The sequence below is a fragment of the Streptomyces cucumeris genome, from assembly GCF_024295805.1.
In the GTDB taxonomy this organism is placed as follows: Bacteria; Actinomycetota; Actinomycetes; order Streptomycetales; family Streptomycetaceae; genus Streptomyces; species Streptomyces cucumeris.
Genome location: NZ_JANCLX010000003.1, coordinates 131,964 through 152,624 on the forward strand (window position 1 = coordinate 131,964; position 20,661 = coordinate 152,624).

Annotated in this window: 18 protein-coding genes and 1 riboswitch; of the genes, 10 read left to right on the forward strand and 8 right to left on the reverse strand. The window is 73.0% G+C overall.

Features of this window, described 5'->3' with window-relative positions:
* Positions 1-1,617, reverse strand: a complete 1,617-nt coding sequence (locus tag NMK44_RS05885; RefSeq protein ID WP_254738993.1) for an AMP-binding protein — start codon at positions 1,615-1,617, stop codon at positions 1-3.
* A 601-nt stretch (positions 1,618-2,218) separates the two neighbouring features.
* On the opposite strand from NMK44_RS05885, the gene NMK44_RS05890 reads away from it, so the two are divergent.
* On the forward strand, positions 2,219-3,199 hold the full coding sequence (locus NMK44_RS05890; RefSeq protein WP_254738995.1) for a helix-turn-helix transcriptional regulator: 981 nt from the start codon (positions 2,219-2,221) through the stop codon (positions 3,197-3,199).
* Here NMK44_RS05890 and NMK44_RS05895 read toward each other — a convergent pair.
* On the reverse strand, positions 3,157-3,792 hold the full coding sequence (locus tag NMK44_RS05895; RefSeq protein ID WP_254738997.1) for a LysE family translocator: 636 nt from the start codon (positions 3,790-3,792) through the stop codon (positions 3,157-3,159). The genes NMK44_RS05890 and NMK44_RS05895 overlap by 43 nt on opposite strands.
* A 116-nt stretch (positions 3,793-3,908) precedes the next feature.
* On the opposite strand from NMK44_RS05895, the gene NMK44_RS05900 reads away from it, so the two are divergent.
* Positions 3,909-5,393, forward strand: a complete 1,485-nt coding sequence (locus NMK44_RS05900) for an aminotransferase-like domain-containing protein (RefSeq protein ID WP_254739453.1) — start codon at positions 3,909-3,911, stop codon at positions 5,391-5,393.
* A gap of 18 nt (positions 5,394-5,411) precedes the next feature.
* Here NMK44_RS05900 and NMK44_RS05905 read toward each other — a convergent pair whose 3' ends face one another.
* The 3 genes from NMK44_RS05905 to NMK44_RS05915 form a co-directional block, all read right to left on the reverse strand.
* Positions 5,412-5,861, reverse strand: a complete 450-nt coding sequence (locus NMK44_RS05905; protein ID WP_254738999.1) for a response regulator — start codon at positions 5,859-5,861, stop codon at positions 5,412-5,414.
* Positions 5,858-7,405 (reverse strand): sensor histidine kinase, encoded by a 1,548-nt coding sequence (locus NMK44_RS05910; RefSeq protein ID WP_254739455.1) that lies wholly within the window; start codon positions 7,403-7,405, stop codon positions 5,858-5,860. The genes NMK44_RS05905 and NMK44_RS05910 overlap by 4 nt, the downstream gene beginning before the upstream one ends.
* 74 nt (positions 7,406-7,479) lie before the next feature.
* Positions 7,480-8,703: a PP2C family protein-serine/threonine phosphatase gene (locus tag NMK44_RS05915; RefSeq protein WP_254739457.1), complete on the reverse strand. Its 1,224-nt coding sequence runs from the start codon at positions 8,701-8,703 to the stop codon at positions 7,480-7,482.
* Between the two features lie 228 nt (positions 8,704-8,931).
* Between NMK44_RS05915 and NMK44_RS05920 the strand changes: the two genes are divergently transcribed.
* On the forward strand, positions 8,932-10,356 hold the full coding sequence (locus tag NMK44_RS05920) for a carotenoid oxygenase family protein (protein WP_254739001.1): 1,425 nt from the start codon (positions 8,932-8,934) through the stop codon (positions 10,354-10,356).
* A gap of 7 nt (positions 10,357-10,363) precedes the next feature.
* On the opposite strand, the gene NMK44_RS05925 is transcribed toward NMK44_RS05920, so the two are convergent.
* Together NMK44_RS05925 and NMK44_RS05930 are read right to left on the reverse strand one after the other, a co-directional pair.
* Positions 10,364-12,823, reverse strand: coding sequence for an FtsX-like permease family protein (locus tag NMK44_RS05925; RefSeq protein ID WP_254739003.1), 2,460 nt, complete (start codon positions 12,821-12,823; stop codon positions 10,364-10,366).
* On the reverse strand, positions 12,817-13,620 hold the full coding sequence (locus NMK44_RS05930; RefSeq protein WP_254739005.1) for an ABC transporter ATP-binding protein: 804 nt from the start codon (positions 13,618-13,620) through the stop codon (positions 12,817-12,819). The genes NMK44_RS05925 and NMK44_RS05930 overlap by 7 nt, the downstream gene beginning before the upstream one ends.
* Before the next feature lie 213 nt (positions 13,621-13,833).
* Here NMK44_RS05930 and NMK44_RS05935 point away from each other — a divergent pair, with 213 nt between their 5' ends.
* From NMK44_RS05935 to NMK44_RS05960, 6 genes are all read left to right on the forward strand, one after another.
* Positions 13,834-15,156 carry a sensor histidine kinase gene (locus NMK44_RS05935; protein ID WP_254739459.1) on the forward strand — a complete coding sequence of 441 codons (1,323 nt, stop codon included), beginning with the start codon at positions 13,834-13,836 and terminating at the stop codon, positions 15,154-15,156.
* Entirely contained in the window at positions 15,114-15,746 is a 633-nt protein-coding gene (locus tag NMK44_RS05940; RefSeq protein WP_254739007.1) for a response regulator, read from the forward strand. Before NMK44_RS05935 ends, NMK44_RS05940 begins: the two co-directional genes overlap by 43 nt.
* A gap of 132 nt (positions 15,747-15,878) precedes the next feature.
* Positions 15,879-16,060, forward strand: a riboswitch (cobalamin riboswitch).
* Positions 16,061-16,090: 30 nt separating this feature from the next.
* On the forward strand, positions 16,091-16,795 hold the full coding sequence (locus NMK44_RS05945; RefSeq protein ID WP_254739009.1) for an energy-coupling factor ABC transporter permease: 705 nt from the start codon (positions 16,091-16,093) through the stop codon (positions 16,793-16,795).
* Positions 16,792-17,160 carry an energy-coupling factor ABC transporter substrate-binding protein gene (locus NMK44_RS05950; protein WP_254739011.1) on the forward strand — a complete coding sequence of 123 codons (369 nt, stop codon included), beginning with the start codon at positions 16,792-16,794 and terminating at the stop codon, positions 17,158-17,160. The genes NMK44_RS05945 and NMK44_RS05950 overlap by 4 nt, the downstream gene beginning before the upstream one ends.
* 6 nt (positions 17,161-17,166) lie before the next feature.
* Positions 17,167-17,913 carry a cobalt ECF transporter T component CbiQ gene (gene cbiQ / locus NMK44_RS05955; RefSeq protein ID WP_254739013.1) on the forward strand — a complete coding sequence of 249 codons (747 nt, stop codon included), beginning with the start codon at positions 17,167-17,169 and terminating at the stop codon, positions 17,911-17,913.
* The gene (locus NMK44_RS05960) at positions 17,910-18,761 is read left to right on the forward strand and encodes an energy-coupling factor ABC transporter ATP-binding protein (RefSeq protein ID WP_254739015.1); all 852 of its coding nucleotides are present in this window, start codon (positions 17,910-17,912) and stop codon (positions 18,759-18,761) included. The genes cbiQ and NMK44_RS05960 overlap by 4 nt, the downstream gene beginning before the upstream one ends.
* Before the next feature lie 234 nt (positions 18,762-18,995).
* On the opposite strand, the gene NMK44_RS05965 is transcribed toward NMK44_RS05960, so the two are convergent.
* Positions 18,996-19,946, reverse strand: a complete 951-nt coding sequence (locus NMK44_RS05965) for an RNA polymerase sigma-70 factor (RefSeq protein ID WP_254739017.1) — start codon at positions 19,944-19,946, stop codon at positions 18,996-18,998.
* A 173-nt stretch (positions 19,947-20,119) separates the two neighbouring features.
* Between NMK44_RS05965 and NMK44_RS05970 the strand changes: the two genes are divergently transcribed.
* Positions 20,120-20,605, forward strand: coding sequence for a carboxymuconolactone decarboxylase family protein (locus tag NMK44_RS05970; protein ID WP_254739019.1), 486 nt, complete (start codon positions 20,120-20,122; stop codon positions 20,603-20,605).
* The last annotated feature ends 56 nt before the right edge of the window (positions 20,606-20,661 follow it).

Genomic DNA, 20,661 nt, shown 5'->3' on the forward strand with positions numbered 1-20,661 from the left:
TCAGTCTCCGGTTCCTTGGCTGGGGCGGGTGTCGGCGGACGCGCGGGCGGCGAGGGCGCCGACGGCCGCGGGGGCACCGGGCGCGCCGGACGCGGACGGCCCGGTGGCGAGCGCGTCCGTCAGCGCGGTCCGGTCGAGCTTTCCGGTGGAGGTGCGGGGCAGCGGCTCGCCGGACCAGCGCACGGTCCGGGGCAGCGCGGCGCGCGGCAGCCGCTGCCCGAGGTAGTGGCGGAGGGTGAGGCTGTCGAGGGTGGCGGCGGGGGTCCGGCGGACGACCGCGTGCAGCACCTTCCCGGCCTCGTCGTCGGGGACCGCGAGGACCGCGGCCTCCTCGATCCCGTCGTGGGCGCACAGGGCGGCCTCCACCTCGGCGGTGTTGACGCGGACGCCCCGCACCTTCACCACGAAGTCCCGGCGGCCCTCCAGGGTGAGCGTGCCGTCGGGGTGCCTGCGCACCAGGTCACCGGTGCGGTAGCAGGGGCCGCCGTCCGGGTCCTGCGGATGCGGGACGAACGGGCTGACGGCGGGGGCGGCGCCGGTGTAGCCGGGCGTCTGGAAGGGCGTGCGCACCACGAGTTCACCGCGCCCGGGACCGTGCAGCACCCCGCCGTCGTCGGTGCGGATCCACGCGGTCGTGCCCGCCACGGGGGAGCCGAGCGGCAGTGCGCCGTGCGGCATGGGGTCCCGCGGGTCGATCTCGTGCACGAAGCTGTCGTTGGTCTCGGTGCAGCCGTAGACGTTGTGGAAGCGCGCCCGCGGGAAGAGCGGCGGGAGGGCGGCGAAGGCCGGGCCGGAGATCGCGTCACCGGTGATCAGAACGTGCCGGACCGGGGCGAGGTGGGAGGCGGCGCCGCCGGCGGCGCCCCGGGTGAGCAGGGCGTGGAGCAGGGGCACGCCCTGGACCACATGGACGGGCCGGGCGCGGAGGATCCCCTCCAGATGGGCCGGGTTGACGGCGAGGTCCTGGTCCACCAGGGCGACACAGCCACCGCTGCCGAGCGTCGTCCAGAGATCGAAGAGGCACAAGTCGAAGTTGAGTGGGGCGTGGTTGAGTACGGTCGTCTCCGCGTCGAGGCCGAAGTGGCCGGCCGCCCACGCGGTGAAACGATCGAGCGCGCCGAAGGTGACCGGCGCGATCTTGGGGATGCCGGTGGAGCCGGAGGTGGTCAGCAGCAGAGCGGTGTCATCGGGGTCGTCCGCGGCCGGGTACGGCGTGGTGGGCACGGGCGGGACGCCCTCGTCGGGGCGCGCGGTGAGCTCCGTGGGATCGGGCAGCCGTTCCGCGCCGGCGGACGCCAGCAGGGCGGAGAGCGCTTCCGCGCCGAGGTCCGTGGAGGCGATCAGGAGGGGGCGGCGCAGCAGCAGACACGCGAGGACCACGGCCACGGCCTCGGGTGACTTCTTCGCGACCAGGGCCAGCGGGCCCGGCCGTTCGCCCAGGGCCCCGGGCCGGGGGGCTCCTGAACCACCGCGGTGGGTGCCGATCCACGCGGCGGCCCGGTCGGCCATGGCGACCAGCTCGCCGTAAGCGGTGGTGTCTCCGTGCCAGAAAAGGGCGGGTGCGTCAGGGTGGTTCGCCGCGTGCCGCGCGATCAGCGCAGGCAGACAAGCGGGCATGGGTCAGACCTCCTCGGCACGCGGTCGCGTGCAAGGCAAACGGCGGGAAGGGGCAGGCGAATTCAGCACCCGGCACACAGGAATGCCAAGATGTTGAGCGCCGAACATTTGAAATGGGGGCCTATCGGTAATCCGGACCGGCCCCCAATGGCCGAAAACGTGCTGTCGCGGACTCAGCCGCGTGACACGATCAGCCCCACTCGAAGTCGTCCCCACCGTCCTGGCGCGCCCAGGAAGCGGTTTCTACTCCCCGCTTCGCCGCGACCACGGTGAACGGCGTGCCCGCCGCTCTGACCGGTGATCCTTTGACCGTCCCCCGCCTCATGCGCGCCGCCGTACCGGCGGACCCGCATGCAGTCACTGTTCCCATCTCCCCGTGCACTCCTTTCAACCGTTCCGCCCCCCAGCGGTGCGATCCCGCGAGGAAGGCGCCTAGGACAACTCTGCTGCCGGAAAAAAGGTCAGTAAAGTGACCAAGGCTGGCCGACAAGGGACGTGACGCACATGGGCCAGCAAAATGAATCATTCCGTTTTGCCGCAAGGGGGTTCACCCGTGGATATCGAAGAGGACCGAAAAGTGCTTGCGGACCTGTATCGGAACATGCTGAAGGAACCGTCGCTGGAACTCCGCGAGTTAGGTGAACGCACCAGCCTCGATCCGGACGCCTGCCGCGAGGCGACCGATCTGCTGCGCGAGGTCGGGCTGCTCACCGATGCGGGTCCCGGCCGGCTCGCCACCGTCTCCACCGAGAAGGCGCTGGCCAGGCTGGCGCTCCAGGCCGAGGAGTCGGCCGATATGTGGCTGGCCGACACCGTGCGGCTGCGCAAGGCGATCCGGCTGCTCTGCACCGAACTGGCCGACCAGTACCACGATCAGCGGAGCCTGGCCCCGGCGGAACTGATCATCGGCATGGACCGGATCTCGGAGGTGCTCGAGGACTCCTCCGAAATCGCGGTCAACGAAGTCCTGAGCATGCAGCCCGGTCCGGTGATCGAGAGCCGCACCCCGGACCGCATCAACCGCAACGAACGGGTCATCAAACGCGGGGTGGCCATGCGCACCATCCACCTCGCATCCACCAGCCGTATCCCGCACGGTCTGCGCTATCTGCGTGAACTCCAGGCCATCGGGGCCGAGATCCGGCTGGCCCACACCATCCCCTTCCGGCTCATCGTGGTCGACGACGTCATGGCCTTCACCCCGGCCCCCGGCAACGAGGACCAGGCCGCCGCCCTGGTCACCCGCGGCCCGCTCATCACCCATCTGCTGCGCCGGGTCTTCGAGCACTGCTGGCATTCGGCGACCCCCCTGGACAGCATGCATCCCGACAGCGGCCGTGAGCAGGCCCCACCGCTGGACACCCAGCAGTTCACCGTGCTCCAGATGCTCAACGCAGGGCTCAAGGACGAGGCCATCGCCCGCGAACTGGGCGTCTCCATACGGACCTTGCGCCGGATCACCGCCGACCTGATGGACAAGCTCAACGCCACCAGCCGCTTCCAGGCGGGGGTGCGGGCGCATGAACTGGGCTGGCTCGATCACAGCGCCGGAACCACCGCGAAGAGTCCCAGCGAGATGTAGACCGCTCCGACCGCCTGCGGCTGGCGCCGCAGGATCCGGGGGCGGTCGCGGAGCCAGCCGCTCAGCAGACCGCCCGCCAGGGCGTAGACCAGGTCCAGGGCCAGCGCCACCAGGAAGAACACCGCGCCCAGCACCAGCATCTGGCCCCGTGTCCCGGCCGTGCCCTGCCCGGGACCCACGAACTGTGGCAGGAAGGCGAGGAAGAACAGGGCGACCTTGGGATTGAGCACGTTCACCAGGACGCCGTCCCGGAACACCTTGGTGAGGGGGATCCGGGCCGCCGTCCCGGACAGATCCAGCGCTTCGGGCCGCCGCAGGGCCCGCAGACCGAGGTGGACGAGATAGGCGGCACCGGCGTACCTCAGCGTCGCGTAGGCCACGTCGGAGCGGGCGATCAGGGCGGAGAGCCCGAACACGGCCGCCGCGATGTGCACCAGCGTGCCCGTCTCCACCCCGAGCGCCGAGCACACCCCCGAGCGACGCCCCTGGCTGACGCTCCGGGTGAGGACATAGACCAGGTTGGGGCCGGGGATCAGCACGAGGGCGAACGACGCGGCGATGAAGGCGAGGAGCCGCGAGGTCTCCGGGATCATGTGCCCTCCAGCGCTGTACGGTACCGGCGGTCGAAGCCTGCCTCCGGCGGGGTCCCCTCCAGCCTGACGGTGCGGGAGGATTTCCGACCGGGCCAATGAAGGGGGAAGTGGACCGGATGACGGACCTCGGCACGGACCGGGCGGCCCATCCACCGGAGCTGCTGCTCCTGCTCGACGACTGGATGGCCGGTCCCGGACCGCTGTACACCAAACTGGCGCGGGCGCTGCACCGCGCCGTGCGCGCGGGAGACCTGGGCGCCGGCGGCCGGCTGCCCTCCGAACGGGGACTGGCCAAGGCCCTCGGTGTCAGCCGGGCCACCGTGGTGGCGGCCTACGACGAACTGCGGGCGCTCGGCGCGGTGGAGAGCCGCCGCGGCAGCGGCACCCGGGTGACCCCGCGCCCGGTCCCCCGCCCGGCGGGGACCGACGGACGGGTCTCCGGCGGCCGGGCGACCGCGCTGATCCAGCGGATGGTGGACCGCCGGGAGGACACCATCTCGCTGGCCATGGCGGCCGAACCGGCGGTGGCGGAGGTGCGCGAGGCGCTGCAGGACGTACTGCGCACCGATCTGGCCGGGCTGATGGCGGACACCGGGTACCACCCCGGTGGACTGCCGGGTCTGCGCCATGCGCTGGCGGACCACTTCGCCACCGCCGGGCTGGCCACCGCCCCCGAGCAGGTGCTGGTGACCACGGGGGCGACCCAGGCGCTGGGTCTGGTGGCCCAGTTGTATCTGCGCCGGGGCTCGGCGGTGGTGGTGGAGTGCCCGAGCTGGCCGGGGTGTCTCGATGTGTTCCGCGCCGCCGGTGCCGTACCGCACGGGGTGCCGCTGGACCAGGACGGGATCCGGGTCGACGGACTCGCGGAAGCGCTTTCCCGGCACCGTCCCGAGCTGGTGTACGTGACGCCCACGTACCACAACCCGACCGGGGTGCTGATGTCCGCGGGGCGCCGCCGCCGGGTGGCCGAACTCTGTGCCCACCACGGCGTACCGCTCGTCGAGGACCTCGCCTATGACATCGGTATCGACGAGGGGGCTCGGGAGCCCGCGCCCATCGCGGCGTTCGCGGCGGCGGGCCCGGGCCGCGGGGTGCGCCAGGGCGCCGAGGTGCTCACCGTGGGCTCACTGGCGAAGGCGGTCTGGGGCGGGCTGCGGATCGGCTGGGTCCGCGGCCCGGCCGAGGTGATCGGGCGGCTGGCCCGGCTGAAGGCACTGGCGGACCTGGGCAGTCCGGTGGTCGACCAGGCCCTCGCGGCCCGGCTGCTGCCGCGGCTCGATGAGCTCAAGGCCCGCCGGGCCCTGACCCTGCGCCGCCGTCTGGACCACCTGGAGGGGCTCCTCACCGCGAGGCTGCCCGCCTGGCGGTGGAGCAGACAGCCCGGCGGTTCCGCGCTGTGGGCGAGGCTGCCCCATGACACCGACGCCCAGGTGTACGCCCAGGTGGCACTGCGGCACGGGGTCGAGGTCGTCCCCGGAGCGGTGACCGACCCCAGTGGGGCGCACGACAGTCACATCAGGATTCCGCTCACCCTGCCGGAGGAGCGGCTGACCGCACTGGTGGACCGGCTCGCCGCGGCATGGGCGGATCTGAGCCCCTGACGGACGGGGCGGGGACGGCTACCTGACCTGCCCCGGCAGCCGGACGACCTGGACGAAGAAGTCGTCGATCTGACGGACCGCGGCGATGAACTGGTCCAGGTCCACCGGCTTGGTGACATAGGCGTTGGCGTGGAGCTTGTAGCTGCGCAGGATGTCCTCCTCGGCCGCGGAGGTGGTGAGGACGACGACGGGGATATGGGCCAGCTCCGGATCGGACTTGATCTTCTCCAGGACCTGACGGCCGTCGTACTTGGGCAGGTTCAGATCGAGCAGGATCAGATCGGGCCGTGGTGCGTCGGGGTGGTCGCCGCGCCGGTAGAGGAAGTCCAGTGCCTCCTCGCCGTCCCTGACCACCAGGAGGGTGTTGCCGATCTTGTTGTCCTCGAACGCCTCCCGGGTCATCAGCTCGTCCCCGGGGTCGTCCTCGACGAGGAGCACGACGATGGGGCTGGCGGCAGGGGTGGTCATGTCAGGGCCTCTGTCTCGGTGGGGGCGCCGGACCCGTCGGGGCTCCCGGCGCGGGAGGTGGGGAGGACGAAGCGGAAGCGGGTGCCGCCGGTGTGGGCGGTGTCGATCCAGATCCGCCCGCCGTGCTGCTCCACGATCTTCTTGCACAGAGCCAGACCGATACCGGTGCCCCCGTAGGCCTCCCGGCTGTGCAGGCGCTGGAAGATGAGGAAGACCTTCTCGGCGAACTGTCCGGGGATGCCGATGCCGTTGTCGGTGACGCCCAGCAGCAGGCTGTCCGGGTTGTCCGGATCGGTTTCGCAGGTGATCGAGACCTGTACGGGGCGCTCGGGGTCACGGAACTTCAGGGCGTTGCCCACCAGGTTCTGCCAGAGCATGGTCAGCAGGGTCGGGTCCCCGATGACCTCGGGCAGCCGGTCCGGCCGGTCCACCCGGGCGCCGGACTCCTCCACGGCCGCCCCCAGGTTGGTGAGGGCCTTGTCCAGCGGCTGGTGGAGGGCGATGGGCGTCCGGCTGTCGTTGACCCGTCCGACGCGGGAGAAGGTCAGCAGGTCGTTGATGAGCACCTGCATACGCTTCGCCCCGTCGACGGCGAAGTCGACGTACTGCCGCCCCCGGTCGTCCAGCTTGTCGCCGTACCGCCGTTCCAGGAGCTGGCAGAAGGACGCCACCTTGCGCAGCGGCTCCTGGAGGTCATGGGAGGCGACATAGGCGAACTGTTCCAGTTCGACGTTGGACCGGCGCAGTTCCACGGCCTGGTCGTCCAGGTGGGCGGCCTGCCGGGTCAGCTCCTCCTGCTGGTCGCGGGAGGCGGCGAGTTCGGCCACGATCCGCCGGCGCATACCTTCGACGTCATCGGCCACCGCGGTCAGGTCGGCCGGTCCCGCGACCTCGATCACATGGCCGAAGTCACCGCCCGCCACCCGCCGGGACGCCGTGCGCAGCTCCCCCAGCGGGCGGGCCACCAGCAGCCGCACCAGGACGGTGAGCGCCACGCCGGTGATCAGGAAGGCCGCCACCATGCCCGCCAGCATCGTGTTGCGCACCGTGCGCTCGTGGTCGAGGCGGGCCTTGCCCTCCCGGAGCGTCTCCGCCAGGCCGGTGTTCTGCTCGGACCACGCGGTGCGCAGCCGGTCGAACGCCTTCTTGCCCCGCTCGGCCGTCCGCCGGTCGACCGGCTTCGGCTCGCCGGGGGTCACGGAGGCGGTCAGGGGTTCGGCGTAGTCGCGCCGCCAGTCGGCCGCCTGCCGCTCGACGGCCCGCAGGTCCGCGAGCAGTTCGGGCTGGTCACCGATGAGCGTGCGCAGCCGGGCGGCCGCGTTCGCCTGGTCCCGTTCGCCCTGGGTGTAGGGGGCGAGGAACTGGCGGTCGGCGGCGATCGCGTAGCCGCGGATACCCGTCTCCTGGTTCACCAGGGCGGCCTGGAGCCGGTACGCCTCGGTCTGGGCGGGCTGGACGCGCTGGAGGAGGCGATCGGTCACCTCGGCGGTCCGGTCCAGCAGATTCGCGCCGATCACCGTGCCGACGACCACCACCAGTGTCATCAGCGCCAGCACCAGGTAGAACCAGCTCTGTACCGTCAGCCGGCGCCCGATCCCCGCCCGGCCCTTCCCGTCCGTCACCGTCCGCTCCCCACACCACTCACACCGGCCGCGCGGTTCCAGCTCAGATGGACGACGGCGACGTCGTCGGCCAGTCCGCCGCGGGCCTCGGCCAGCCCCTCGGCCCTCTTGATCAGCCGGTCCACGAACGTCTCGGCCGGGAGCCCGGCCGCCTCCCGGGCCATGGCCAGCAGGCCCTCCTCGCCCAGACGCTGGGGACCACGGCTCACATGGCCTTCGAAGAGCCCGTCGGTGAACAGCACGATCGACGCGCCCGCCGGAATCGGGAGCTCCGCGGTCGGCCAGTGCGCACCGCCGGGGACCATGCCCAGCGCGGGCCCGCCGGGCACCTCCACCCACTCCACGGCCCCGCCGGTCCGGTGGAGCAGACCGGGGTGGCCCGCCCGCACGATATGGGCCCGCTGTTCGCCCGGGGCCGCGGCCAGGCTGACGAGGGTGGCGAACACCTCGTCGCGGACGCGCTCGGCGACCAGGAGTTCCTCCAGCCGGGCCACCTGCTCGGCGCCGGTGACCCCGCTGAGGACCAGGGTGCGCCAGGCGATCCGCAGGGCCACGCCCAGGGCCGCCTCGTCGGGGCCGTGCCCCGAGACATCTCCGACCAGGGCGTGCACCGTGCCGTCGGCGCTCTGGACGACATCGTAGAAGTCACCGCCGAGCAGGGCCTGCGCCCGTCCGGGCCGGTAGCGGGCCACGACCTCCACGCCCTCGGCCCGCAGCAGCGGACGGGGCAGGAGGCCGCGCTCCAGCCGGGCGTTCTCCTGTGCCTGCATCAGGCTGGCCTGGAGGGCCACCGCCGCCTGCTCGGCCTGTTTGCGCTGGATCGCGTAGCGCACCGCCCTGCCGAAGAGCTCGGGTTCGACCCGGCCCTTGACCAGGTAGTCCTGTGCGCCGGCGGCGACCGCCGCCAGCCCGGTCTGCTCCTCGGCGAGCCCGGTGAGCACCACGACGGCCACCTGGTCGGTGTGGGCGAGGACCAGGGAGACGGCCTCGAGTCCCTGGGCGTCCGGCAGGTTCAGATCGAGGAGCACACAGTCCGGCATCTCGGCCGCGAGCGCCGCGGTGACCTCGGTCATCGAGCGGACCCAGCGCAGCCGCATCTTCAGGGCGCTGTCGGCGACCAGTTCCTCCACCAGCAGCGCGTCACCCGGGTCGTCCTCGACCAGGAGGACCGAAGGCTCCCCCCGCTCCCATGCCGCCGCGCCGGCCCGGGCCACTGACATCACATCGGCTGTCTCCGCCTGCGACGCCACCATGACGGTCCCGCCTTCCCACCCCGTATGCACCGCATACCGTCGGACGTTGCCGACAGGCAACGATCGAGGATACCCAGGATGGTGGCCGAACCTTCACCGGTCCCCCACAGGGGTTCGTCCCCCTTCGTTGGCGTTCCTCCCGCTATGGCATTTGACTGGACCGTGGTGACGGCGCTCCGGACGCAGGAGGACCCCATGACCGCATATGCCGCGGGCTTCGACCCGTCCCGGGTGGCGCATCTCAATGGACGGTTCGCCCCGGTCACCGAGGAGGTCGACGCGGTGGACCTGGAGATCACCGGTGAACTGCCGGAGGAGCTGGACGGGGTCTATCTGCGCAACGGCCCCAACCCGCGGTTCACCCCGATCGGCTCCTACCTCTATCCGATCGACGGCGACGGCATGCTCCACGGCGTCTGGATGTCACAGGGACGCGCCCGCTACCGCAACCGCTTCGTCCGCACCCCGGCCATGCGCGCCGAGGAGGCGGCGGGACGGGCCCTGTGGGGCGGTCTGGAGTCCATGATCACCCCGGGCCCCGAGGAGGTCGGGGAGGCGCTGGCCGGCACCTTCAAGCCACTGCCGGACATCAACGTCATCGAGCATGCGGGACGGCTGCTGGCCCTCGCGGAGTCCGACTGCCCGTTCCGTGTGGGCCCCGGGCTGGAGACCCTCGACAAGGAGACGTTCGGCGGTCTGCTGCCCGCCGGGATCACCGCCCATCCCACGATCGATCCGGCCAGCGGTGAGATGGTGGTCTTCACCTACGCCCTCGAACCCCCTTTTCTGACGTGGTCGGTCATCGGCCCGGACGGCGCGGTGAGCGGCGGCCCCACCCCCGTGGCGGGGGTGACGGAGCCGTCGATGATCCATGACATAGCGCTCACCGGCCGCTATCTGGTCCTGGTTCTCGCCCCGGCCTTCTTCGACCTGGCCGCGGCCATGAGCGGCGGATCGTTCCTGGCCTGGCGGCCCGAGCGCGGCACCCGCTTCGCACTGATCCCCCGGGACGGCGGCCCGGTCCGCTGGGCGGAGGACGAGGCGTTCTGGCTCTGGCACACCGTCAACGCCCATGACACCGCCGAGGGGAACGTCGTCCTCGACTACGTCCAGTGGCCCGCCCTCACCCTCGGCAGCGCCGTGACCGGCGGGACCGCGCACCACGGTCTGACCCGTGCGGACATCGATCCGGTGGCCGGTGCGGTCCGGCGGGTCCAGCTCGACGACACACGGGTCGAACTGCCCCGGATCGACGACCGCTCCATCGGGCGCCCGCACCGGCGCATCGCGGTGGCCGCGGGCAGCGGGCGGACCGCCGGTCTGCTCCCCGGTGAGTACGACGCCCTGCGCTGGTACGACGTGGACGAGAGCGGGCTGATGACGCTGGGCTGGGACGCGGGCGACCTCTCCGTCGGCGAACCCGCCTTCGCGCCCGCCCCGGGCTCGAGCGACGACCGGCTCGGCCACTGGCTCACCTTCGCCACCGACCGTACCGACGGCACCAGTTGGCTCCTCGTCATCCCCTCCGAGGATCCGGCCGGAGGCCCGGTGGCACGGGTGCGCATTCCGGTCCGGGTCCCCCTCGGCCTGCACGGGATCTGGCTGCCCACCGGGGAATGAAACCGGCTCACCGGGGCGTTCCGGCCGCGCCCGGTGCGGAGCGGCGCAGGGCCAGTGCGGCGGGGACGACGGACGCGGCCACGGCGAGCACCGCGCAGGCCCCGACCGCCCCGCCGATGGCCGTCCACGGGAGCACGGGCACGGCCGGCACCGACAGCAGGCGCAGGGCGGCCCAGAGCCCGGTCAGATTGAGCCCGGCGACCAGGAGCCCCAGTACCCCGCCGACCGCGACCACCATCACCGCCTCGGCACCCACCAGCCGCAGCGCCTGTCCCCTGGTGGCCCCGGCACGGCGCAGTGCCACCAGGTCGGGTATCCGGTCGGAGGTGGCCATGACCATGGTGTTGACCAGGGAGATGGCGGTGTAGAGCAGGGCGATGCCGAGGACCAGCAGAAAGCCGGTCCTGGTCTTCTCATCCGTCCCCGGCCGGGTGGAGTCCAGCCACTGGTCCCGGGTGAGCACCTGGCCGCTCGCCCCGTGCAGCGCCGCGCGCACCCCGGCGGCCACGGCGTGCGCATCGGCCCCGTCCCCGACGGTGATGTCGACGCGGTCGACGGCCGCGCCCGGGGCGTTGCGCGGTGTGAGGTAGACCCCGTTGTCACCGGTGCCGGTGGCCATCACCGCGGCGATCCGCAGGGTCCGTTCACTGCCGTCGCCGAGCCACACCCGCACCCGCTGTCCGACGGTATGCCGCTGCCACTCCTCGTTGACGATGATCGAGTCGTCGTCGAGGTCACTCACCTGGCCCGCCACGACCGGCAGCCGGGTGGTCCGGGCGAGGGGTCCCGGTTCGGCGGCGCGGGCCTCGGAGGCGACGAGGGCCACCCCGTCCTCCAGGACGTGCACCGCGCCGGCGGAGGTCGCGGACACCTGCGCACCGGGCACCGCCCGCAGCCCGCGCACGGTCGCCGCGTCGAGACTCCCGCCGTGCGCCGCCGGGACCACCACGAGGTCGGCCGCGGTCCGGGCGCGCGCCTCCGCGGCCCCGGCCGCGTTCAGCGTGCCGGTGGCGCCGAGCAGCGAACCGGCGAGGGCGACCGTGACCAGCACCGGCGCCGCGACGGCGGCGGTGCGCCGGACACCGGCGGCGGCGTTCTCCCGCACCAGCGTCCCTCCGGCGCCCGGCAGTCGGGCGGGGAGCCAGCCGAGCAGCCGGGTCAGCGGACGCACCACGGCGGGGGTGAGCAGGGCGACCGCGGTGATCAGCAGCATCGGCCGGCTCACATGGCTCTTCCGGTGCAACAGCTCCCCCGGGTCGCCGGACAGCGCGATTCCCAGGGTCACGGCGGCCGTCACCAGCAGACCGAGTCCGGCCAGCAGTCGGCCCCGGGTCAGCGTCGCGGTGTCCACGGACGCCTCGCGCAGCGCTTCGGTGGGGCCGGTGCGCCCCGCCCGCCAGGACGCGGCCACCACACCGCACAGCGCGACCAGGAGGCCGGTCCAGAAGGCCAGGTGGTACGGCCAGATGTGGTGGCCGATGGTGAACCAGTCCGGCGCCAGTCCGCGGTCGGCCGTCCAGTCGGCCAGCAGCGGAGCGCCGTACGCGCCGAGCGCGCAGCCGGTGGCCGAGGCGAGCGCCCCGATCAGCAGGGCCTCGGTCAGCACCATCCGGCGGAGCTGTCCCGGCGTCGCCCCGGCCGAGCGCAGCAGTCCGAACTCCCGGCGCCGCTGGGCGACCCCGAACGCGAAGGTGGACGCCACCACGAAGGCGGACACGAAGGCTGTGACGCCACCGGCCGTGCCGAACAGGGCGTTCATCGCCGTCAGCGCCTCCTTGTCGCGGTCCGGGCGGGGGTCGGCCGCCCGGCGCGCGTCCCCCGTCAGCACCCGGACGCCCTCGCTGCCGCGTACCGCCGCGCGCACGGCGGCGGCCTCGGCGCGCACCACGAGCTGCACACTGCGCGGGGACAGTGCGGCGGCGCGCCGGTCGGTGAAGAAGACGGCGTGTCCGAACCCGCCACCGGTGACGGTGCCGACGACGCGGACGGTGCCGCGGTCGGTGCGCACCCGTTCACCGGGCCGGGCCCACCCGCCGCTGACGACGACCTCGTCGCCGGTGCGGGGCGCACGCCCGGCCTCGATCGCGTACCGGCCGAAGGGGGCCGTGGACCAGGGGTGGCCCACCAGGTCACCGGGCGCGCCCCGGGCCCGTACCCCGAACGACCGGTCCTCCACGACGGTGCCCAGCCCGCGCAGTTCCGCCACGGTGGCGGCGGGTACGGGGCGCGGCTGGGTGAGCGGATGGACCCGCTCCCCGGCGGCCGTGGGGACGCGGAGGGTGTCCGCGCCGCGCACCACGACCGGTGCGGCGGCGAACCGCTCGGGTCCGCGGGTGGGCGGGTCCAGCGACGAGGCCAGGGCCAGGCCCATCACGGCGACCAGCGCGACCCCCAGGGCGAGTGCGATGAAACTGCCGGCGAAGGTGGTCCAGCGGGTGCGCACGGTGTGGAAGGCGACGCTCAGCACGGGGCGGCCTCCAGACGGGTCATCCGGGCGGCGATGTCCTCGGCCCGCGCCCCGGTCAGTTCACCGCTCACCCGTCCGTCGGCCAGGAACACCACCCGGTCGGCGAACGCGGCTGCCACCGGGTCGTGCGTGACCATGACGACCGTCCGGCCGTCCCCGTCGACCGTGGCGCGCAGCAGGCCGAGCACCTCACGGCCGGTCCGCGAGTCCAGCGCACCGGTGGGCTCGTCGCCGAAGAGCACATCGGGACGGGTGATCAGGGCACGGGCCAGGGCGACCCGTTGCTGCTGGCCGCCGGAGAGCTCCGCCGGACGGTGCCGCGCCCGGTCCGCGAGACCGACCTGACGGAGCGCCTCGCGCACGCGGGCCGGGGAGGGGCGGCGCCCGGCGAGCCGCAGCGGCAGTCCCACGTTCTGCTCCGCGGTCAGCGACGGCAGCAGGTTGAACGCCTGGAAGACGAACCCGATGTGAGCGCGGCGCAGCAGGGTCAGCCGGGTCTCGCCGAGCCCCGTCAGCTCCGTCCCGCATACCGTGACCGTGCCCGAGGTGGGGCGGTCCAGCCCGGCGGCGCACTGCAGCAGCGTCGACTTGCCCGAGCCGGAGGGGCCCATGACGGCGGTGAAGGTGCCGCGGTGGAAGGTGAGGGAGACCTGGTCCAGCGCCCGCACCTCCTCCGGGCCCGACCGGTGGTGTCTGCTGACCGAACGCAGCTGGACGGCGTCGGCCCCTTCCTGTCCGTCCGTCCGTACCCGCTCGTCCGTCTGCCGTCCGCGTCGGCCCGTGCCCCACAGCGTCATCGGATGCCGCCTCCCTGTCCCTCGTTCCACCGGCGGCTCAACGAAACCGCGCGGGAGCCGTCCACCGCAGTACGGCGGGATCGAGAGTGGGGGTAGGGCCTGCCCCACCCTCCGCACTCCCCCTGGGGAGATGGCGGTGGTCCCAGCGGGCCTTCTACGGTGACGCCCATGCACCCGGTGACCTCCGTGGCCCCCCGGAACGTGTGGCGGGCCATGTCCGCACGGGGCTTCCTGCTGTCCTCCTGGCCGTGGCGCGCGGCCGGCTATCTGCTCACCGGCGCGCTGGCCGGTGCCGTCACGCTCGTGGGCGTCACGGCGCTGGTGGCGCTGGGCGGTGTGCTCGCCCTCGTGCTCGTGGGGCTGCCGCTGCTGGTCCTCGCCGCCCTCGCCGGACTCCCGGTGGGCCGGATGGAGCGGTACCGGCTGCGGCTGATCGACCGGGAACCGGCCCCCGACCCGCATCTCACCCCCGGTGCGCACGGTCTGCGGGCCTGGCTGACGACCCGTCTGCGGGAGCAGGCCACCCGGCGGGAGCTGGGCTACGTGCTGCTGTTCGCCGTCCTGCTGTGGCCGGTCGACGCCCTCGTGGTCATGGGCGCGCTGCTGCTCCCGCTGTCCGTGGTGGCGACACCGCTGCTGATGGCCACCGTCGGGGGCGGCCAGGAGGCGAAGGTGGTGAAGCTGTGGACCGTCACCACCTGGCCGACGGCGTGCGCGGTCGCCGTCCTCGGTCTGGTCCTCATGGCCCTGGGCGGCTATCTCCTGGGGGCCGCGGCCGGTGCCAGGGCCGCGCTGACGCGGCTGCTGGTCGCCCCGCGCGAGGCGGCGCTCGGCGCGCGGGTCGTCGAACTGACCCGCTCCCGGGTCCGGTTGGTGAACGCGTTCGAGGCCGAACGGCGCCGTATCGAGCGTGATCTGCACGACGGTGCGCAGCAACGGCTGGTGGCGCTGACGATGACGCTCGGTCTGGCCCGTCTCGACACCCCGCCGGGCCCCCTCGCCGACCAGCTCGCCAAGGCCCATCAGGAGGCGGGCGCGGTACTGGCGGAGCTGCGCGAGCTGATCCACGGCATCCATCCGCAGGTGCTCACGGACTTCGGCCTCGGGGCGGCGGTGGCCGATGCCGCGGACCGCTCCCCGGTCCCCGTGGACGTGGACCTGGACCTGCCGGGACGGCTGCCGCGGGCGGTGGAGGCGGCCGCGTACTTCGTGGTCCGCGAGGCCCTCGTCAACACGGCCAGGCACAGCGGGGCGAGCCGGGCGGAGGTGAGCGGCGGGCACCGCGACGGACGGCTGGTCCTGCGGGTGCGCGACGACGGCAGGGGTGGCGCCGACCCGGGGGCGGGCAGCGGGCTGACCGGACTCGCGGACCGGGTGTCGGTGCTCGATGGCAGACTCTCCCTGTCCAGCCCGCCGGGCGGACCGACCCTGGTGTGTGTGGAGTTTCCTTGCGAACCGACCGACAGCGATCCTCCGGCCGGCCTCTGCGCGTCGTGCTCGCCGAGGACGGTGTGCTGCTGCGGGAAGGGCTCATAGAGCTGCTCGGCCGGTGCGGCCATATGGTGGTCGCGGCCGTCGGTGACGCCCCGGCGCTGCTGGCCGCCGTCGAGGAGCACGCGCCGGACATCGTGGTGACCGATGTGCGGATGCCGCCGGGGTTCCAGGACGAGGGACTGCACGCGGCGGTGCGGCTGCGCGAGCGGCGGCCCGCCCTGCCCGTCCTGGTGCTCAGTCAGTACGTGCAGCGGGCGTACGCCTCGGACCTGCTGGACTCCGGTGACGGCACCGGCGTCGGCTATCTGCTCAAGGACCGGGTGGGGCAGGTCGAGGAGTTCATGGACGCCCTGGGCGCGGTCGCCGACGGCGGCACCGTGGTCGACCCCGAGGTGGTGCGCCAACTGCTGCGCAGGCGCCGCGATCCGCTGGAGCGGCTGACCCCGCGCGAACGGGAAGTCCTCGCCCTGATCGCGGAGGGCCGGTCCAACGCCGCGATCGCCCGTGCGCTGGTGGTGTCCGACGCGGCCGTGGGCAAGCACATCAGCGGCATCCTCACCAAGCTGGACCTCCCGCCGGGCGAGGACACCCACCGCCGGGTGCTCGCCGTGCTGGCCTATCTACGGGCCTGAGGACGAGCGGTCCCACAGGCGTGAGGACGAGCGGAGCGGGTGGTTCCGAACCCACCCGAACCCGGCCGTACCGCGCGACCGGCGTGCGACCGCGCGCCCCCGAGCGCGCTTGTCACCACCCCGATCCGGGCATTACTGTCACCACGCCTTGGTGAACGGGAAATCGGTGTGATGCCGGTGCGGCCCTCGCCACTGTGATCGGGAAGTCCGGCTCCGGCCCTCACGGGCAGCCACTGGGTCCTCGGACCCGGGAAGGCGGAGCACGGGCGGTGGTACCCGTCAGCCAGGAGACCGGCCGAGGCACGTCGTCCATCCACGAGGTGCTGGAGAGGGTCTGCTGAGCCATGCACATAGCCGAGGGTTTTCTGCCTCCGGCGCACGCGATCGCCTGGGGCGTCGCGTCCGCGCCTTTCGTCGTCCACGGAGTGAGGTCCCTCACCCGTGAGGTCAAGGAGCATCCGGAGAGCACCCTGCTCCTCGGCGCCTCCGGAGCCTTCACCTTCGTCCTGTCGGCCCTCAAACTGCCCTCGGTGACCGGAAGCTGTTCCCATCCGACCGGCACCGGTCTGGGCGCCATCCTGTTCCGCCCGCCGATCATGGCGGTACTGGGCACGATCACCCTGCTCTTCCAGGCGCTGCTGCTCGCACACGGCGGCCTGACCACGCTCGGCGCCAACGTCTTCTCGATGGCGATCGTCGGGCCATGGGCCGGTTACGCGGTGTACCGGCTGCTGCGGCGGACCGGGGTACCGCTGATGGTCGCCGTGTTCTTCGCCGCGTTCGTGGCCGATCTGTCCACCTACTGCGTCACCAGCGTGCAGCTCGCCCTCGCCTTCCCGGACCCGAGCAGCGGGTTCCTGGGCGCGCTGGGCAAGTTCGGCTCCATCTTCGCCGTCACCCAGATCCCGCTCGCGGTCAGTGAGGGATTCCTCACGGTGCTCGTGATGCGACTGCTGGCGCAGTCCAGCAAGGGTGAGCTGACCCGGCTGGGCGTGTTCCCTGCCGATGAGCGGAAGCGGACCGAGACGACCGAGGCGGTGGCCCGATGAGCCGTAACACGAAGATCAACGCCCTGCTGCTGCTCGCGGTGGCGGCGCTCGCGATCGTGCCGCTGGCCCTGGGGCTCGGCGACCACAAGAAGGAGCCCTTCACGGGCTCCGACTCCGAGGCGGAGACCGCGATCACCGAGCTGAAGCCCGACTACGAGCCGTGGTTCTCACCGCTCTACGAACCGCCGTCCGGGGAGATCGAGTCGGCCCTGTTCGCCCTCCAGGCGGCCCTGGGCGCCGGCGTCCTCGCCTACTACTTCGGGCTGCGCCGGGGACGGCGCCAGGGCGAGCAGCGGGCGCAGGAGCGGCAGGAGGCCGAGGGCGCCTCCGTGGCCGCCCGGGAGCCGGACGACGAGAGCGTCTGAGCCCCCGTGCTGCCGATCGACGAGGCGGCGCACAGCAGTCGCTGGCGCCGCCGTCACCCCGTGGACAAGGCCGTGCTCGGACTCGGCCTGACCGTACTCGCGATCTCGTTGCCGCCGTGGCCCGGCGCGGCGCTGGTGATGATGACCGCGCTGACCGTAATGCTCGGCCCGGCGGGTGTGCCGGGGCGGCGGCTGTGGCGCGCCTACCGGGTTCCGCTGGGCTTCTGTGTGACCGGGGCGGCCACCCTGCTGGTGCGGGTCGGCGGCGACGGCTTCGTGGGCCTCGCCGAAGGGGGACCGCAGCGCGCGGGAGAGCTGCTGCTGCGCACCTCCGCCGCGTCCCTCGGGGTGCTGCTGTTCGCGTTCACCACCCCCATGTCCGATCTGCTGCCGCGGCTGGTGAAGGCCGGAGTGCCCGCGCCGGTGGTGGACGTCGCCCTCGTGACGTACCGGATGAGCTTCCTGCTCCTGGACTCCGTGCGCAGCGTGCGGCAGGCGCAGGCGGCCCGGCTGGGACACACCACCCGGGCCGCCGCCTGGCGCTCGCTCGCCGGGCTCGGCGCCACGGCGTTCGTCCGGGCCTTCGACCGGGCGGCACGGCTGCAGAACGGGCTGGCCGGGCGCGGTTACGACGGCACCCTGCGCGTCCTGGTGCCCAAGGCCCGGGTCTCCGCCCGCTTCACCACGGCGAGCGCCGCGCTGCTGGCCGCACTGATCACCCTCACCCTCGTACTGGAAGGTCCGCTGTCATGAGCGAGCCGGTACCCCTGGTCGCCCTGCGGGGCGCGTCCTTCGCCTACGAGGACGGCCCGGCCGTGCTGGACGGGCTCGACTTCGAGGTGCGCGAGGGCCGTGCGCTGGCGCTGCTGGGCCGCAACGGCAGCGGCAAGACCACGCTGATGCGGCTGCTCAGCGGTGGACTGAAGCCGCACTCCGGGCAGTTGACGGTCGAGGGTGTACCGGCCGCCTACGACCGCAAGGGGCTGACCCGGCTGCGGACCACGGTGCAGCTGGTGGTGCAGGACCCGGACGACCAGCTCTTCGCCGCCTCCGTCGAACAGGACGTGTCGTTCGGCCCGCTGAACCTGGGCCTGCCGCATCCGGAGGTCCGGGCGCGGGTCGCCGAGGCGCTCACCGCCCTGGACATCGCGGCCCTGGCCGACCGCCCGACCCATCTGCTGTCGTACGGCCAGCGCAAGCGGACCGCGATCGCCGGTGCCGTGGCGATGCGCCCGCGCGTCCTGATCCTCGACGAACCGACCGCCGGGCTCGACCCGGACGGGCAGGAGCGGCTGCTCACCACCCTCGGCGGGCTGCGCGAGAGCGGCACCACCGTGGTCATGGCCACCCACGATGTGGACCTCGCACTGCGCTGGGCCGATGACGCGGCACTGCTCACCCCGTCCGGTGCGTACACCGGCCCCGCGGCCACCGCGCTGTCCCGCACCGATCTGCTCCGGCAGGCGGGGCTGCGCCTGCCATGGGGGGTGGCCACCGCCGGACTGCTGCGGGCGCGGGGGATGCTGACCGACACCGAGCCCGGACCGCGCACCCCGGAAGAACTCGCCGCCCTCGCCGCGGGGGTGCCGGCCGACGGCTGAGCCGGCGCACCTGCCGGGGCCTCGGAGGAGGAAGCGGCCCCGGCGTCTGCGTGCTCCCCAAGTGACGCAGCCGACTGATCGCGTGACAAGCGTTCCGACCGGACATCACCCCGTTGCCCCAGCGCCCGGCACCACCCCCGTCCCCCGCTCCTCCACCCGGCCCCCGGCGCACCCCCGGCGCACACACCCGCACTCCGGGAAGCACGACCTGTCCGGAGGACCGGGCGGTGAAGATCAGCGGCGGAGGGGGGTTACGTGGCGCATATGGGAGAGTTTCTCGGGGTTGCGTACGGCGTAGAAGCCGGTGATGAGGCCGTCGTCGACGCGTACCGCGAGGACGGTGTCGAGCGCGCCGTCGAGGTGGAGGATCAGGGCCGGGTAGCCGTTGACCTGGGCCGGTCGCAGTGAGCCCTCGGCGGAGATCCGGGTGAATCCGGCGGCGAGGAGGCGGGCCACCTTGTCGGCTCCGACGACGGGGCGCGGGATGGCCTTCTTGATTCCGCCGCCGTCGCCGAGGAAGACGACGTCCGGGGCGAGGATGTCGAGCAGGCCCTGGATGTCGCCGGTTTCGGCGGCCCGCTGGAACGCGTCGAGCGCGTCCTTCGCCTCTCCGCGGGAGACGGGCCCGCGCGGGCGGCGGGCCGCGACGTGGGAGCGGGCGCGGTGGGCGATCTGGCGGACCGCGGCGGGGGTCTTGTCGACGGCTTCGGCGATCTCCTCGTACCCGAGGTCGAACACCTCGCGCAGGACGAACACCGCCCGCTCGGTCGGCGTGAGCGTCTCCAGCACCAGCAGCATCGCCATCGAGACGCTGTCGGCCAGCTCGACGTCCTCGGCCACGTCCGGGGTGGTCAGCAACGGCTCGGGCAGCCAGGGGCCGACGTAGGACTCCTTACGGCGGCCGAGCGTACGCAGTCTGGTCAGCGCCTGGCGGGTGGTGATCCGGACCAGGTACGCGCGCTGGTCCCGCACCGTGCCGAGGTCGACACCCGCCCACCGCAACCAGGTCTCCTGGAGGACGTCCTCCGCGTCGGCGGCCGAGCCGAGCATCTCGTAGGCGACGGTGAAGAGCAGATTGCGGTGGGCGACGAACGCCTCGGTTGCGGGGTCGGTGCGTCCGTCACCGGGGTGCCGCCCGGCCGTGTCCTCCGCGCCCGCGCCGTACTCGCTGTCCTGGCTCTCCACCGCGTACTCCCGCCTGTCCGCTCCCGATGCCGTCACGCGCACAAGACGCCGCTCGCCACCGCCGTGTGACATCCGCGGCCGGTGGTACACGTCACACCGGCCGGGCGTCACACCGGGCGGCGCACCGGCGTCTCGTGTTCATCCACCGCACCACCACATGTGAGGACGAGGCCATGGACGCCCGATTCAACCTGTTCGACAACGCGTTCGCCGACAAGTTCATGAAGCGGTTCGCCAACGCCGGCATGGTGCTCCACCAGTCATCGCTGCCCGCGTCCACCCAGGAGCTGGTGTCCTTGCGCGCCAGCCAGATCAACGGCTGCGGCTGGTGCATCGATATGCACACCAAGGAGGCGGCGGCCGCCGGTGAGACCGCGGTACGGCTCCATCTGGTGGCCGCCTGGCGGGAGTCCACCGTGTTCACCGACGCCGAGCGGGCCGCGCTGGCGTTCGCCGAGGAGGGCACCCGGCTCGCCGACACCCACTCCGGTGTCTCGGACGAGACCTGGGACCGGGTGCGCGAGCACTACGACGACGACCAGACCGCCGCGCTGATCTGTCTGGTCGCGCTGATCAACGCGGCCAACCGGCTCGCCGTGACCGTGCACCAGCGGGGAGGTTCCTACGAGGCGGGCATGTTCGCCGCCGCGCTCGGCTGAGGCCGAGGGGCGGACGCGAGTGGCCCGGCCCGGCGTCCTCGGACGCGGGGCCGGGC

What these genes read in the sequence shown, in the direction of transcription:
- NMK44_RS05885 (WP_254738993.1), bottom strand. Translation starts at nt 1,617, where the DNA reads ATGCCCGCTTGTCTGCCTGCGCTGATCGCGCGGCACGCGGCGAACCAC.
- NMK44_RS05890 (WP_254738995.1), top strand. Translation starts at nt 2,219, where the DNA reads ATGCTGAAGGAACCGTCGCTGGAACTCCGCGAGTTAGGTGAACGCACC.
- NMK44_RS05895 (WP_254738997.1), bottom strand. Translation starts at nt 3,792, where the DNA reads ATGATCCCGGAGACCTCGCGGCTCCTCGCCTTCATCGCCGCGTCGTTC.
- NMK44_RS05900 (WP_254739453.1), top strand. Translation starts at nt 3,909, where the DNA reads ATGACGGACCTCGGCACGGACCGGGCGGCCCATCCACCGGAGCTGCTG.
- NMK44_RS05905 (WP_254738999.1), bottom strand. Translation starts at nt 5,861, where the DNA reads ATGACCACCCCTGCCGCCAGCCCCATCGTCGTGCTCCTCGTCGAGGAC.
- NMK44_RS05910 (WP_254739455.1), bottom strand. Translation starts at nt 7,405, where the DNA reads ATGACACTGGTGGTGGTCGTCGGCACGGTGATCGGCGCGAATCTGCTG.
- NMK44_RS05915 (WP_254739457.1), bottom strand. Translation starts at nt 8,703, where the DNA reads ATGTCAGTGGCCCGGGCCGGCGCGGCGGCATGGGAGCGGGGGGAGCCT.
- NMK44_RS05920 (WP_254739001.1), top strand. Translation starts at nt 8,932, where the DNA reads ATGACCGCATATGCCGCGGGCTTCGACCCGTCCCGGGTGGCGCATCTC.
- NMK44_RS05930 (WP_254739005.1), bottom strand. Translation starts at nt 13,620, where the DNA reads ATGACGCTGTGGGGCACGGGCCGACGCGGACGGCAGACGGACGAGCGG.
- NMK44_RS05935 (WP_254739459.1), top strand. Translation starts at nt 13,834, where the DNA reads ATGTCCGCACGGGGCTTCCTGCTGTCCTCCTGGCCGTGGCGCGCGGCC.
- NMK44_RS05945 (WP_254739009.1), top strand. Translation starts at nt 16,091, where the DNA reads ATGCACATAGCCGAGGGTTTTCTGCCTCCGGCGCACGCGATCGCCTGG.
- NMK44_RS05950 (WP_254739011.1), top strand. Translation starts at nt 16,792, where the DNA reads ATGAGCCGTAACACGAAGATCAACGCCCTGCTGCTGCTCGCGGTGGCG.
- NMK44_RS05960 (WP_254739015.1), top strand. Translation starts at nt 17,910, where the DNA reads ATGAGCGAGCCGGTACCCCTGGTCGCCCTGCGGGGCGCGTCCTTCGCC.
- NMK44_RS05970 (WP_254739019.1), top strand. Translation starts at nt 20,120, where the DNA reads ATGGACGCCCGATTCAACCTGTTCGACAACGCGTTCGCCGACAAGTTC.